This is a genomic window from Roseateles violae (genome assembly GCF_030410485.1).
GTDB classification, from domain to species: Bacteria; Pseudomonadota; Gammaproteobacteria; order Burkholderiales; family Burkholderiaceae_C; genus Roseateles_D; species Roseateles_D violae.
Genome location: NZ_JAUHHC010000007.1, coordinates 12951 through 26083, shown reverse-complemented (window position 1 = coordinate 26083; position 13133 = coordinate 12951). Strand labels below are relative to the sequence as shown.

Here is a 13133-nt window from a genome sequence, read left to right as displayed (position 1 = left end):
AGCTTTTTATTGTCTCGGAGTCAAGAAGGGCTCGCGCCTTTTACCACCACCGGCGCACGGACCATACGGATATGCGCGCGCGTGCGGTCCTGCACCTCGCCCGCGAGCTGGCCGCAAGCGGCGTCGATATCGTCGCCCCGGGTCTTGCGCACCGTTGTCACCAGCCCGGCCTTGATCAGCACCTCGGCAAAGGCCTGCACGCGCTCGTTCGAGCTGCGCTTCAGCCCCGAGGCCGGGAAGGGATTGAATGGAATCAGATTGAGCTTGCAGGCAACCCGGTTCTTCAGCAACTTGACCAGCTGCTGCGCCAGTTCCGGCGTGTCGTTGACGCCGTCGAGCATGCAGTACTCGAAGGTGATGAAGTCGCGCGGTGCCTTGTCCAGATAGCGATTGCAGGCGTCCAGCAGCTCGGCGATCGGGTACTTCTTGTTCAGCGGCACCAACTGGTCGCGCAACGGGTCATTGGGCGCATGCAGGGACACGGCCAGCGCGACCGGGCAGTCCTCGCGCAGGCGCTCGATCATGGGCACGACGCCCGAGGTCGAGACGGTCACGCGGCGGCGCGACAGGCCATAGCCATGGTCGTCCAGCATCATCTTCAGCGCCGGCACCAGGGCCGCATAGTTCTGCAGCGGCTCACCCATGCCCATCATCACGATGTTCGATATCACCCGCTCGCTCGTACCTTGGCGCTTGCGCAGCGAATGCTCGGCATACCAGAGCTGGGCGATGATTTCCCAGGTGGCCAGATTGCGGCTGAAGCCCTGGTGGCCGGTCGAGCAGAAACGGCAGCCGACCGCGCAGCCGGCCTGGCTGGAGACGCACAAGGTGCCGCGATCGGTCTCGGGGATGTAGACGGCCTCGACCGCATCGCCATTGCCGACGTCGAACAGCCATTTGATCGTGCCGTCGGTGGAGACATGCTCCGAGATCACCGGCAGCGCACGGATATGGGCCTTGTCGCGCAGCTTGTCGCGCAGCGACTTGGCCAGGTCGCTCATCTGATCGAAATCAGCGGCGCCCTTTTGATGGATCCAGCGGAACAGCTGGGTCGCGCGAAAGCGCTTCTCCCCCAGCTGCTCGCAGAACGCGGCCAGGCCTTCCAGATCAAATCCAAGCAGGTTGACCGCGTCCATATCGACTACCTCCGAGTGCCGGCCTCGAGGCCGGAGCACAAGAGGCGCTTGACCGATTTAACGGCTGTAAACATTCATGCCGGGGAAGAAGAAGGCAACTTCCTGCGCGGCGGTTTCGGCGGCGTCCGAGCCGTGGACGGCGTTGGCGTCGATGCTGTCGGCGAAGTCGGCGCGGATCGTGCCCTTCTCGGCCTTCTTCGGATCGGTGGCGCCCATCAGGTCGCGGTTCTTCAGGATCGCGCCTTCGCCTTCCAGCGCCTGGATCATCACCGGGCCCGAGATCATGAACGAGACCAGGTCATTGAAGAAGGGACGGGCCTTGTGGACGGCGTAGAAGGCCTCGGCCTCGCCGCGCGACAGGTGGACCATCTTGGCGGCCACGACCTTCAGGCCGGCGGCCTCGAAGCGGGCGTAGATCTGGCCGATGACATTCTTCGCCACGGCATCGGGCTTGATGATGGAAAGGGTACGTTCGATGGCCATGGCTCAACTCCTTAAAGTTCTTGAATCTGGGGGCTTGGGAAAACCCGCTATTGTAATGTCAGATGGTGACAAACCGCGGCCGGCCGGGGCTTCAAACCGGCCGGGGACGCGCATTCAGCGATGGCGGCCACCGAAGCCGCCGCCCGAGCGGCCGCCGCCCTGGCCACCGCGTCCGCCGCCACCACCACCGCGACCGCCGCGGCGCTGGTAGGCATCGGCGCCGATATAGCCGACCGAGGTCTGCATCGGATCCGGCTCGCGCGGGCCACTGCCCTGCTTGCCCTTGCCGCCGCGCCCCTGGTTCGGGCCATGGCCCTGGCCGCTGCCGCCGGCGCCGAAGCCCTGCGGGATGCGCTTGCTGCCGGTCGCGAAGCGCCGGTCGAAGGTCTGCTCCAGCGGGTTGATATTGCGCGGCATGAAGTCGTCGTCGTCCTCGCGCTCGCGATCCGGACCGCGGTCCTGGTTGCGATCCTGGCCGCGCGGCGCCTCGTTGAAGCGGTCGCGCTCCGGACGGTCCTGGCGCTCCGGCGGACGGCTCGGGCGCGGGCCGACACCGGCCTGGCGGCCATCGGCGCGGCGCTTCTGCTGCTGGTTGCGGTTCTTGTCGCCGCGATCGCCGCGATCGCCGCGCTCGTTGCGATCGCCCTGGGCATTGCGCTCACCGCGCTCGCCGCGCTCCTCGCGGCCGCCACCGGCCAGGCGGCGGATCAGACGCGTATCGTCCTCGCCCAGCTCGACCCAGACGCCGCGCTTCAGGCCGCGCGGCAGCACCACCGTGCCGTAGCGGATGCGGATCAGGCGGCTGACCGTCAGGCCCTGGGTGTCGAAGAGCTTGCGCACCTCGCGGTTGCGGCCCTCGGTGATGACGACGCGGTACCAGTGGTTGACGCCCTCGCCGCCGCCGTCCTCGATGCTCTTGAACGAGGCCTGCTGACCCTCGACGATCACGCCCTCCAGCAGGCGCGCCTTCTGCTCCGGCGTCAGCGTGCCCAGCACGCGCACCGCGTACTCGCGCTCGACGCCGAAGCGCGGATGCATCAGCTGGTTGGCCAGGTCGCCGGAATTGGTGAACAGCAGCAGGCCCTCGGTGTTCAGGTCCAGGCGACCGACCGCCTGCCACTTGCCCTGCTGCAACCTGGGCAGGCTGCGGAACACCGTCGGACGGCCCTCGGGGTCGTTGAAGGTCACGACCTCGCCGGTCGGCTTGTGATAGGCCAGGATGCGCGGCGCCGGCGGCGAGATGCGCACGCGGATCTGCTTGCCATTGACATGGACGCGATCGCCGAAGGAGATGCGCTGGCCGATATGGGCGACCTCGCCGTTCACCTCGATCTTGCCCTCGGCAATCATGTCCTCGATATCGCGGCGCGAGCCGATGCCGGCCTGGGCCAGCACCTTCTGCAGCTTGGGTGCATCGGGCTCCGGCGCCAGCACGCGCTTGCTCTCGCCCTCTTCGGCCTGTGCCTCTTCGGCCGGCTCCTCGGCACCCGCTTCGGCCTCCTCGGCATCGAAATCACCGGTCAGCACGGCGGCAAAACGCTCGCCGACGGCCGCCAGCAGCTCGGGCGCCGGCGCCGGCACTTCGCGCGGCGCACGGCCCTCGCCACCGGCCTCGGCGGACTCGCCGGCCTCGGCACGCTCGCCGCGTTCCTTGCGCCCACGGCGACGGTTGCGGCCGCGGCGCTCGCCGCCCTCGCCTTGGCCTTCGGCTTCACCGTCGGCGGCTTCGGCCGCTTCACCACCCGCCTCGGCCTCGCCGCCGCCTTCATCGGCCGCGGCGGCCGGCTCGGGCGCCAGGCTGAACAGCGGGACCTGCTCGGCAGGCGCAGCGGGGGCCGGTGCCGCCGGGGGCACCGGCGCCTCGGCCGCCTCGATCTTCACCGCGGTCTTGCGCGGCGCGCGCTTCTTCGGCGCCGGCGCCTCGTCGGCAGCGGCAGCGGCAGCGACGGTCTCGCCCGTCACTGCTGGCGCCGCCGCTTCCTCGGCGACCTTCTTGGCCGCCGTCTTGCGCGGAGCGCGCGGCTTGGCGGCGACCGGCGCGGCCTCGGCTTCGCCGGCCGCCTCGGCGGCGACCTTGGGCTTGGCCGGGGCACGCTTGCGCTTGCTGCTCGCAGCGGCCTCGGCGGCCTCATCATTCACCGGCGCGGCGGCTTCGGACTTGGGATCGATGTCGTTGGAATTCATGCGTTGGCTTGCACCTGTTCGGCGGCGTCGGACTGGGAGGGCTCGTCGGGAGCCGGTGGGGTCGGGGCTGCCGCATCGGGGCTGTCGGCAGGCGGGTGGGGTTCGGAATTGGATTCTTCGAGCAGCAGGCCCTGCAGAGCGGCGCCGTCGCCAAGCGCCTGGCCCAGCGCATGGCCGGGCGCGGCGCCGACCTCCAGCGTCGGCAACTGCTCGAGGCTGGACAGACCCAGGTCGTCGAGGAACTGGCGCGTCGTCGCATACAGCGCCGGGCGGCCCGGCGCCTCGCGATGACCGATCACGTCGATCCAGCCGCGCTCCTCGAGCTGCTTGACGATCTCGCTGGAAACGACGACGCCGCGGATATCCTCGATGTCGCCGCGCGTGACCGGCTGGCGGTAGGCAATGATGGCCAGCGTCTCCATCACCGCGCGCGAATAGCGGCGCGGCTTCTCCGGATGCAGCCGATCCAGGTACTCGCGCAGCTCCGGCCGGCTCTGGAAGCGCCAGCCCGAGGCGACGGCCACCAGCTCGACGCCGCGACCTTCCCAGTCGCGGCACAGCTCGTCAAGCAGGCTGCGCAGGGTGTCGGCGCCAAGCTCGTCGGCGAACAGGCTGCGCATCTCGCGCAGGGTCAAGGGCTGCTGGGCGCAAATCAGCGCGGTCTCAAGGACGCGCTTCGCATCCTGTGTGTTCATTGACTTTCGTCATCTTTCCCGTTCAAGCGGGGTTTTTGCGGTCCAGGCCCCTGGGGCTGGCCTGGCTCTGAGCCGACCGGGACCATCGGTCCTGCGGCTGCCTCGCGGCCCATCGTCCGATGGCGGCGGCAAGGCGGCGGCGACACCGGCTGCGGCGGACTCAAGACTTGCGGCCCGTCGCGCCTTTTCTGGCATCGCACGAGGCCGCATTGTATCGCGCTCAATCGCCGCGCTGGGGAAGCCGTGGCGCATCCAGGCCCAGCAAAGTCCAGGCCCGGGCCAGATCCTGTGGCATGGGCGCATCAAATTGCAGCGCCTGACCACCGATGGGGTGGGCAAACCCCAGGCGCGCCGCGTGCAGTGCCTGGCGCGCCAGCCCCAGCGCCGGCGCGCCGCCGTAGAGCGTGTCGGCGATCAGCGGATGACCCTTGTGCGCGAGGTGGACGCGGATCTGGTGGGTGCGGCCGCTGTGCAGCACGCAGTGCACGGCGCTGACGCTGCGCGCCGCGCCGTTCGGATCGGCCAGTTCGCCCTGCCCCAGCGGATAGACATCGGTACGCGAGGGCTTGCCGCCGGCCAGCACCGCCATCTTGATGCGGGTGGCCGGGTCGCGGCGCAGCGGCGCGTCGACGACCAGGGGCTCGGCCAGCCGGCCATGGGCCAGCGCCAGGTATTCGCGGTGCACCTCGCGCGCGGCGATCATGCGCACCAGCGCCGTCACCGCCTCCAGCGTCTTGCCGACGACCATCAGGCCGCTGGTGTCCTTATCGAGCCGGTGCACGATGCCGGCCCGCGGCAGGGTCGCGGCGGACGGATGGTGGGCCAGCAGGCCGTTCATCACCGTGCCCGACCAGTTGCCGGCGGCCGGGTGGACGACCATGCCGGCCGCCTTGTTCAGCACCAGCAGATGCGCATCCTCGTGGACGATGTCCAGCGCCAGCGGCTCGGCGCGGAAGGCGCGACTCTCCTCGGTCGGCAGCAGCTCGATGCGCACGCGCTCGCCGGCGCGCAGCTTGCGCGCGTCCTTGCGCACGGCCTGGCCGTCGATGCTCACGCAGCCGCGCTCGACCAGATGCTGCAGATGGTTGCGCGAGAACTCCGGCGCCAGGCCGACCAGCCAGCGATCGAGGCGCTGAGCATGGCCATCGGCGCCGACCTCGGCCTCGCGGACCTCGGCGCCCTCCTCGCCGGCGTCGGCACCGGCGCCCTCCCATTCCTCGTCGGCAGTGCTCGCCGTGACACCCAAGCGGGCAGGCAGGGCCTCAACCATATAATCGGCGCTCCGTTTTCAGCTGGGTCGGTGAAGAGCACCGCCCGTATAGGGATCATGATCGAAAAAAGCGTGGAACGCCGCCCGGCACAGGCCCTGACGGAGGCACCGCGGGGCCGTTTCGGAGCCGCCCTGGCGGCGGCCGCCGGCGTCGCCCTGCTGGCCCTGTCGGCCTGCTCGTCTTCGCCGAAGGACGACCCGAATTCGCAGGCCAGCCTGGACAAATTGTACGCAGACGCCCGCGACGACCTGAGCTCGGGCAGCTATGACCGCGCGATCAAGACCCTGGAGCGCATCGAGGGCCGCGCCGCCGGCACGCTGATGGCGCAGCAGGCGCAGCTCGATCTGGCCTGGGCCAATTACCGCGCCGGCGAGCGCGCCGCCGCGCTGACGGTGCTGGACCGCTTCATCAAGCTGAACCCGTCCAGCCCGGCGCTGGACTACGCGCTGTACATGAAGGGCCTGGTCAACTTCAACGAGGACCTGGGCCTGTTCGGCCGCATGGCCAACCAGGACATCTCCGAGCGCGACCAGCAGGCCTCGCGCGACGCGATGCTGGCCTTCAAGCAACTGGTCGAGCAGTTCCCCGAGTCCAAGTACTCGGCCGAGGCCAGCGTGCGGATCGACTACATCACCAACACCCTGGCCAAGTACGAGGTCCATGTCGCGCGCTACTACTACAACCGCGGCGCCTACCTGGCCGCGGCCAACCGCGCCCAGCAGTCGCTGAGCGAGTTCCGCTACGCCCCCTCGGCCGAGGAGGCGCTGTACCTGATGGTGCAGAGCTACGACAAGCTGGGCCTGCCGAATCTGCGCGACGACGCGCTGCGCGTGCTGAAGCTGAACTTCCCCAACAGCACCCTGGCCGCCAAGGGCTATTCCGAGAAGGCCTGGTGGAAGCTCTGGTAAGCGCCCGCCGCCCCGACTGAACCAGAACGCGTGCCCAGGCACGCGTTTTTTTCGTTTATGGCGCCTCGCGCTCCGCCGCCAGCTTCGCCAGCCAGTCCAGCGCCTCCTCCTCGCGCTCCAGACGCGTCATCGGCGGCAGCGCCTCGCGCAGGCGCCGGCCATAGTTCATGCCGGCCATGCGCGGGTCGCAGACCACCAGCAGGCCGCGGTCGCGCTCGGTGCGGATCAGCCGGCCGGCCCCCTGCTTCAGCGCAATCGCCGCCTCGGCGATGAAGTAATGCGCAAAGGCGTTGCGACCCTCGGCCTCCAGGCGCTGCACGCGGGCCTCCACCAGCGGATCGTTCGGCGGCGGGAACGGCAGCTTGTCGATCAGCACGCATTGCAGGCTGTCGCCGGGCACGTCGATGCCCTCCCAGAAGCTGGCCGAGCCGACCAGCACCGCGCGCGGATCGTCGAGAAAGCGCTGCAGCAGCACCCGCTTCGGCGCGGCGCCCTGCTGCAGCACGGCCAGCTGGTCGCCATGGTGCTCGAACTCGGCACGCAACTGGTCGGCGACGCTTTGCAGCGCGCGCAGGGTCGTGGTCAGCACGAAGGTGCGGCCGCCGAGGGCACGTGCGCAGCGTCCGGCCAGCGCCGCCACCTCGAGCGGATGGTCAGGCTCGGAGGGCTTGGGAAAGGCGCGCGGAATGTAGAAGCGCGCATGCTGGGCATAGTCGAAGGGACTGCCGACGCGCAACACCGTGGCGTCGTCCAGGCCCGCCGGCTCGGTGAACCAGGACAGGCGCTCGTCGTCGCCCAGCGTGGCCGAGGTGAAGATCCAAGCCTTGGGCGCGGCGGCCAGCTGCTCCTGCATCGCCTCGCGGATGTCCAGCGGCGACTCGACCAGGCGCGCCTGGTGCGGCGTCAGGTCGATCCAGCGCACATCGGCCGCATCGGGCTCGCGGGCGAACAGCTCGACCAGCTTCTTTAGCTGGCCGGCGCGCTCGTGCAGGCGCAGGAAGTCGGGCGCCAGTTCGGTGACGGTGGCCAGCATCTCGATCGCCAGGCCGGCCACCTCGGCCACCTCGTCCAGCGCCTCGGCGAAACCGGGCCGGCCGGCGCGCTCCTTCCAGCCCAGCTTGAGCATGCCGCGGACCTCGCGGCCGCCTGTGGCCAGCGGCCCGGCGCAGGCCAGGCGCAGCTCGCGCGCGGCGCGTTCCAGCCGCGCCTGCAGGCCCTGCCAGTCCTGCAGTCCGCGCGCCTGCGCCAGGCCCAGGCCCAGCACATCGCGGCCGAAATCGATCAGCTGGGCCGTGCCCAGCATGCGGCCGAGGAACTGCACGCCGGCCTCGGCCAGCTGATGGGCCTCGTCGAACACCGCCAGCTCGACGCTGGGCAGCAGCTCGGCGACGCCGGTGTCGCGAAGGGTCACGTCGGCAAAGAACAGATGGTGGTTGACGACCACCACATCGGCCTCCATCGCCTCGCGCCGCGCCTTCACCACATGACAGGCGCGGAACTCCGGGCAGTCGCTGCCCAGGCAGTTCTCGCGCGTCGAGCTGACCAGCGGGATCACCGGCGAGCGCTCGTCCAGGCCGTCCAGCTCGGCAAAGTCGCCGCTGACCGTGCCCTGCGCCCAGCGCTCGATGCGCGACAGCGCCAGCACGGCGCGGCGGTCGGGCAGCTCGGCGCTGTGGCGCGCATGCTGCATGCGGTGCAAGCAGAGGTAACTTCCTCGACCCTTCAGCAGCGCGATGCGCAGCGGCACCTGCAGCGCCTCGCACAGGCGCGGAAGGTCGCGCATGAAGAGCTGGTCCTGCAGGTTCTTGGTCGCCGTGCTGATCAGCGCACGGCTGCCCGACAGCAGCGCCGGCACCAGATAGGCGAAGGTTTTGCCCACGCCGGTGCCGGCCTCGACGACCAGGGTCTCGCGATGCGCGATCGCGCGCGCGACCGCCTGGCTCATCGCCAGTTGCTGCTCGCGCGGCCTGTAGCCGGGCGCCGAGCGCGCCAGCGGGCCGCCCTCGTCGAAGGCGGCCAGCACCCACTGCTCCAGTTCGCTCGGAACGCTGGTCGTTGCGGATTCGCTCAAGCTGAGGGACCCGTTCTCATGCGGGTTCATCGGGCTCGCAGGCCCGCTCCAGGCGCACGATGATGTCGCGCAGGCCGAGGCGGCGCTTCTTCAGGCGCTGCAGCGCCAGCTCGTCCAGCGGCTGCTCCAGCGCCAGGCGATCGATCAGCACGTTGAGGTCGGCATGCTCGATGCGCAACTCGATCAGGCGGCGCGACAGGGAGTGAAGTTGTTCGTCCATGGACACAGTCAGCGCGGGGGCGCGCCGGAGAAACGATTATAGTTTTGCGATCCCCAGGGCATGACCCGGGAATCGTTGGAATCACCGCCACAGCCGACCGACCGCATGACTCGCACCCCCCCGGGCTTTCGCCTGAGCGCCGCCACCGGCATCCACCGTGGCGACCGCGTCTACCAGCAGGATCAGGTCGAGGTGATGACCCATCCGCGCAATAGCAGCTGCATGCTGGCCCTGGTCGCCGACGGCATGGGCGGCAAGAGCGGCGGCCGCAAGGCGGCCGACCAGGTCGTGCTGACCGCAAGGCAGTTGTTCGAGCGCTTCGTGCCCGGCGAGGAGGATCCGGCCGAGCTGCTGGCCCAGCTGGTTGCCGAGGCGCATCTGATGATCAAGCTGACCGCGCTGGCCACCGAGGAGGAGCCGCACAGCGCGGTCGCCGCCTTCGTCATCGGCGCCGACCGGCGCTGCCACTGGGTGCATTCGGGCGATTCGCGCTTCTACCTGTTCCGCGGCGCGACCATGCTCCAGCGCACCTTCGACCATTCCTATGTTCAGAAGCTGGTCGACGAGGGCCAGCTGACCGAGGCCGAGGCGGCGGTCCACCCGCAGTCGAATCTGCTGACCGGCTGCCTGGGCACCGTGCAGGATCCGACCCTGAGCATCGACCACAGCGAGCCGCTGCAGGTCGGCGACACGATGATGTGCTGCAGCGACGGGCTCTGGCATTACTTCACCCCGCGCGAGATGGGCACGGTGCTGAACAGCCTGCCGCCACGCGAGGCGGCCGAGCTCTTGATCGACAAGGCGCGCCAGCGGGCGCGCGGCTGCGGCGACAACCTGTCGCTGGCGATCGTGCGTCTGCAGGCGCTGGACTAGGGCCTGCTAACAGACCCTAGCGCCGGGTCGACGAGGCCGGCGCGCTGGCGGCGCTCGCCGCGATGGCGGCCACCTCGGCGGCCGAGGGCAGCGGCAGCGGCGCGGCCGGCTTCTTGCCTTCCTTCAGGCGCTGCTGCTCGCGCCTTTGCACCGCCTGCTGGTGCTCGCGCGCCGCCTTCTCGCGCGCGGCGGTCTGCTCGAGCCGGCGCTGCGCCTCGCGCTCGGCGTTGGCCAGCTCGGCCTGCACCGCCTCGCCATGGACCTGCGCCGAGCCGCGCGGCGTGCGTGGATCGGGCGTCAGCCGGCCCGCCGGCGCCGAGGCGGCGGCCGGTGCGTTCAGCAACTCGTTGCGGCGGCGCGCCTCTTCCTCGGCGAATTCGCGCTGCTTGTCGGCGACCCGCTCGCGCTGCTGCTGAGCGCGCACGCGGCGCTGCTCGGCATCGAGCTCCTGCTCGCGCTGCAGCAGCGGCTGCAGTTCGGCGCCGCGGCGCTGGCGCAGCTTGTCCAGGCAGTCGTTGACGGCAAAGCGGTGCTGGCAGGCCTCGCTGTCCTGCGCGAAGCGCGCCTCGATCGCGGCGCGCTGCTGCTGCAACTGCGCGCGTTCGTCGCCGGCCTCGGCGGCAGCGGCAGCGGCAGCGGCAGCGCTCAAGGGCGCCAGCAGGCTCAGCAAAAAGGTCGTCGTCAGCAGCTTCATCGCGGCGGCCTCAGGTCAGCGAGGTATCGACATCCCGTCGGGCCAGGGCAAGATACTCCGACGATTGCATCTCCTGCAAGCGCGAGACCGTGCGCGGGAACTCGTGGGCCAGCGGTCCCTCGGTGTAGAGGCGCTCGGCCGGCACCGCGGCCGAGACGATCAGCTTGACGCGGCGGTCGTAGAGCACATCGACCAGCCAGGTGAAGCGGCGCGCCTCGCTGGCCAGGCGCACCGGCATCTCGGGCACCTCGGACAGGATCAGGGTGTGGAACTGCGAGGCCAGCTCCAGATAGTCATTCTGCGAGCGCGGGCCGCCGCACAGGGTCTGGAAGTCGAACCAGACGACGCCGCCGGCGCGGCGGCGCGCGCGGATCTCGCGGTGTTCGATATGCAGCAGCGGATCCTCGTCCTGCGCCTCGGCCAGCGACTCGAAGGCCGTCCTCAGCGCCTGGTCGGCCGTCTCGTCCAGCGGCCAGTGGTAGAGCTCGACATGCTCGAGCGCGCGGCGGCGGTAGTCAAAGCCGTTGTCGACATTGATCACCTCGAGCTTCTCGTTCAGCAAGGCGATCGCCGGCAGGATGCGATCGCGGTGCAGGCCGTTCGGATACAGCTCGTCGGGGCGGAAATTCGAGGTCGTGACGATGGACACGCGGTGCTTGAACATCGCGTCCAGCAGACGGTGCAGGATCATCGCGTCGGTGACGTCGGCCACATGGAACTCGTCGAAGCAGATCAGGCGGAAGCGCTTGGCAATCCGCTTGCCCAGTTCCTCCAGCGGATCGGCGATGCCCTTCAACTCCTGCAGCTCGCGATGCACCTCGCGCATGAACTCGTGGAAGTGCAGCCGCGTCTTGCGCGTCAGCGGCACGGCCTGGAAGAAGCAGTCCATCAGGAAGCTCTTGCCCCGGCCGACCCCGCCGTACATATAGACGCCGCGCGGCAGCGGCGGCCGTACCAGCAGCTTGGTCACCGCATTGCCGCGCCGCGCCTTGTAGGCCGCCCATTCGTCCTGGCAGCGCTGCAGCGCCGCGACGGCGCGCAGCTGCGCCGGGTCGGCCGTGTAGCCGCGCTCGGCCAGGGTCTGCTGATAAAGCTCGGTGACAGAGGTCATGAAGGAAGGGGCAGCTCGCGCCGCCCCTTGGTCGATTACATCGCTCAGAAGTTCAGCGTGCGCTTGTCGACGGCCAGCGCCGCCTCCTTGGTCGACTCGCTGAGGCTCGGGTGCGCATGGCAGATGCGCGCGATGTCCTCGGCCGAGGCCTTGAAGGCCATCGCGACCACGGCTTCCGAGATCAGCTCCGAGGCGAAGGGGCCGATGATGTGGACACCGAGGATCTCGTCCGTCGTCGCGTCGGCGAGGAACTTGACGAAGCCCGAGGTGTCGCCCAGCGCGCGGGCGCGGCCGTTGGCCAGGAAGGGGAACTGACCCGACTTGTAGGCGCGGCCGTCGGCCTTAAGCTGCTGCTCGGTCTTGCCGACCTGGGCGATCTCCGGGTGCGTGTAGATCACCGAGGGGATGATGTCGAAGTCGACATGGCCATGCTGGCCGGCGATGCGCTCGGCCACGGCCACGCCCTCTTCCTCGGCCTTGTGCGCCAGCATCGGCCCGCGCACGACGTCGCCGACGGCCCAGACATTGGGCAGATTGGTCTTGCAGTCATGATCAACGACGATGGCACCGCGCTCGTCCAGCGCCAGGCCGACGGCCTCCGGGTTCAGGCCTATGGTGTTGGCCGTGCGGCCGATCGAGACGATCAGGCGGTCCACCTCGAGCTTCTGCTCGGCGCCCTTGGCGTCGGTGTAGCTGACGCTGACGCCCTTCTTGTCCTTCTTGACCTCGCTGATCTTGACGCCCAGCTCGATCGTCAGGCCCTGCTTCTTGAACAGCTTGGCGGCTTCCTTGGCGACGGCCTCGTCGACGGTGGGCAGGAAGCTGGGCATCGCTTCGAGCACGACGACTTCCGAACCCAGGCGGCGCCAGACCGAGCCGAGTTCCAGGCCGATCACGCCGGAGCCGATCACGCCCAGCTTCTTCGGCACGGTGGGGATCCGCAGCGCGCCGTCGTTGGACAGGATCTGCTCCTCGTCGAACGGTGCGCCGGGCAGCTGGCGGGCGTTCGAGCCGGTGGCGACGATCACATGCTTGGCCGTGATGCTCTCGTCGCCGGCCTTGAGCTCATAGCCACCGTCCGAAGCGGCGACGAAGCTGCCGCGGCCGTGGAAGAAGCTGACCTTGTTCTTCTTGAACAGATAGAGGATGCCGTCGTTGTTCTGCTTCACGACCTGGTCCTTGCGGCCCAGCATCTTGGCCACGTCCATCTTCACCTCGCCGGTGGAGATGCCGTGTTCGGCGAAATGCTCGCGCGCATGCTCGTAATGCTCGCTGGACTGCAGCAGGGCCTTGGACGGAATGCAGCCGACATTGGTGCAGGTGCCGCCCGGGGCCGGACCGCCCTTCTCGTTCTTCCACTCGTCGATGCAGGCGGTGTTGAAACCCAGCTGGGCGGCGCGGATCGCGGCCACATAGCCGCCGGGGCCGCCGCCGATGACGACGACGTCGAATTGCTTGTTGCTCATATCGAGAACTCCTTGGCGCAA

Annotated in this window: 12 protein-coding genes; 2 read left to right on the top strand and 10 right to left on the bottom strand. The window is 69.4% G+C overall.

Features of this window, described 5'->3' with window-relative positions; all coding sequences use genetic code 11:
- Positions 1 to 20: 20 nt before the first annotated feature.
- The 5 genes from rlmN to QWJ38_RS22235 all read right to left on the bottom strand — a co-directional run bounded on the left by rlmN (position 21) and on the right by QWJ38_RS22235 (position 5768).
- Positions 21 to 1136, bottom strand: coding sequence for a dual-specificity RNA methyltransferase RlmN (gene rlmN / locus QWJ38_RS22255; protein ID WP_290361335.1), 1116 nt, complete (start codon positions 1134 to 1136; stop codon positions 21 to 23).
- 57 nt (positions 1137 to 1193) lie between these two features.
- Positions 1194 to 1619, bottom strand: coding sequence for a nucleoside-diphosphate kinase (gene ndk / locus QWJ38_RS22250; RefSeq protein WP_289254920.1), 426 nt, complete (start codon positions 1617 to 1619; stop codon positions 1194 to 1196).
- Positions 1620 to 1733: 114 nt separating this feature from the next.
- Positions 1734 to 3803 (bottom strand): pseudouridine synthase, encoded by a 2070-nt coding sequence (locus QWJ38_RS22245; protein WP_290361334.1) that lies wholly within the window; start codon positions 3801 to 3803, stop codon positions 1734 to 1736.
- A complete protein-coding gene (gene scpB, locus QWJ38_RS22240; RefSeq protein ID WP_290361333.1) occupies positions 3800 to 4498 on the bottom strand; it encodes an SMC-Scp complex subunit ScpB in 699 nt (232 codons plus the stop codon). Before scpB ends, QWJ38_RS22245 begins: the two co-directional genes overlap by 4 nt.
- A 220-nt stretch (positions 4499 to 4718) precedes the next feature.
- Positions 4719 to 5768 carry an RluA family pseudouridine synthase gene (locus QWJ38_RS22235; protein ID WP_290361332.1) on the bottom strand — a complete coding sequence of 350 codons (1050 nt, stop codon included), beginning with the start codon at positions 5766 to 5768 and terminating at the stop codon, positions 4719 to 4721.
- A gap of 57 nt (positions 5769 to 5825) precedes the next feature.
- On the opposite strand from QWJ38_RS22235, the gene QWJ38_RS22230 reads away from it, so the two are divergent.
- Positions 5826 to 6677 carry an outer membrane protein assembly factor BamD gene (locus QWJ38_RS22230; protein ID WP_434064020.1) on the top strand — a complete coding sequence of 284 codons (852 nt, stop codon included), beginning with the start codon at positions 5826 to 5828 and terminating at the stop codon, positions 6675 to 6677.
- Between the two features lie 55 nt (positions 6678 to 6732).
- Here QWJ38_RS22230 and yoaA read toward each other — a convergent pair whose 3' ends face one another.
- Both yoaA and QWJ38_RS22220 read right to left on the bottom strand, forming a co-directional pair.
- Positions 6733 to 8748 carry a DNA repair helicase YoaA gene (yoaA, locus tag QWJ38_RS22225; protein ID WP_434064019.1) on the bottom strand — a complete coding sequence of 672 codons (2016 nt, stop codon included), beginning with the start codon at positions 8746 to 8748 and terminating at the stop codon, positions 6733 to 6735.
- A gap of 16 nt (positions 8749 to 8764) precedes the next feature.
- The gene (locus QWJ38_RS22220) at positions 8765 to 8968 is read right to left on the bottom strand and encodes a YdcH family protein (protein WP_290361330.1); all 204 of its coding nucleotides are present in this window, start codon (positions 8966 to 8968) and stop codon (positions 8765 to 8767) included.
- 105 nt (positions 8969 to 9073) lie between these two features.
- On the opposite strand from QWJ38_RS22220, the gene QWJ38_RS22215 reads away from it, so the two are divergent.
- The gene (locus QWJ38_RS22215) at positions 9074 to 9841 is read left to right on the top strand and encodes a PP2C family protein-serine/threonine phosphatase (protein ID WP_290361329.1); all 768 of its coding nucleotides are present in this window, start codon (positions 9074 to 9076) and stop codon (positions 9839 to 9841) included.
- A gap of 16 nt (positions 9842 to 9857) precedes the next feature.
- Here the strand turns inward: QWJ38_RS22215 and QWJ38_RS22210 are convergent, their stop codons facing one another.
- From QWJ38_RS22210 to lpdA, 3 genes are read right to left on the bottom strand one after another with little or no spacing between them, the layout of a single operon-like run.
- Positions 9858 to 10535, bottom strand: a complete 678-nt coding sequence (locus tag QWJ38_RS22210; protein WP_290361328.1) for a hypothetical protein — start codon at positions 10533 to 10535, stop codon at positions 9858 to 9860.
- Positions 10536 to 10545: 10 nt separating this feature from the next.
- The gene (gene zapE, locus QWJ38_RS22205) at positions 10546 to 11646 is read right to left on the bottom strand and encodes a cell division protein ZapE (protein WP_290361327.1); all 1101 of its coding nucleotides are present in this window, start codon (positions 11644 to 11646) and stop codon (positions 10546 to 10548) included.
- A 44-nt stretch (positions 11647 to 11690) separates the two neighbouring features.
- Complete coding sequence (gene lpdA / locus QWJ38_RS22200; protein ID WP_290361326.1) at positions 11691 to 13112, bottom strand: dihydrolipoyl dehydrogenase; 1422 nt, start codon at positions 13110 to 13112, stop codon at positions 11691 to 11693.
- Positions 13113 to 13133: the final 21 nt, after the last annotated feature.

Excerpts from the sequence above, each read along its gene's own strand:
- QWJ38_RS22230 (WP_434064020.1), top strand. The coding sequence starts at position 5,826 with ATGATCGAAAAAAGCGTGGAACGCCGCCCGGCACAGGCCCTGACGGAG.
- QWJ38_RS22210 (WP_290361328.1), bottom strand. The coding sequence starts at position 10,535 with ATGAAGCTGCTGACGACGACCTTTTTGCTGAGCCTGCTGGCGCCCTTG.
- QWJ38_RS22215 (WP_290361329.1), top strand. The coding sequence starts at position 9,074 with ATGACTCGCACCCCCCCGGGCTTTCGCCTGAGCGCCGCCACCGGCATC.
- QWJ38_RS22245 (WP_290361334.1), bottom strand. The coding sequence starts at position 3,803 with ATGAATTCCAACGACATCGATCCCAAGTCCGAAGCCGCCGCGCCGGTG.
- lpdA (WP_290361326.1), bottom strand. The coding sequence starts at position 13,112 with ATGAGCAACAAGCAATTCGACGTCGTCGTCATCGGCGGCGGCCCCGGC.
- QWJ38_RS22235 (WP_290361332.1), bottom strand. The coding sequence starts at position 5,768 with ATGGTTGAGGCCCTGCCTGCCCGCTTGGGTGTCACGGCGAGCACTGCC.
- QWJ38_RS22220 (WP_290361330.1), bottom strand. The coding sequence starts at position 8,968 with ATGGACGAACAACTTCACTCCCTGTCGCGCCGCCTGATCGAGTTGCGC.
- scpB (WP_290361333.1), bottom strand. The coding sequence starts at position 4,498 with ATGAACACACAGGATGCGAAGCGCGTCCTTGAGACCGCGCTGATTTGC.
- ndk (WP_289254920.1), bottom strand. The coding sequence starts at position 1,619 with ATGGCCATCGAACGTACCCTTTCCATCATCAAGCCCGATGCCGTGGCG.
- rlmN (WP_290361335.1), bottom strand. The coding sequence starts at position 1,136 with ATGGACGCGGTCAACCTGCTTGGATTTGATCTGGAAGGCCTGGCCGCG.
- zapE (WP_290361327.1), bottom strand. The coding sequence starts at position 11,646 with ATGACCTCTGTCACCGAGCTTTATCAGCAGACCCTGGCCGAGCGCGGC.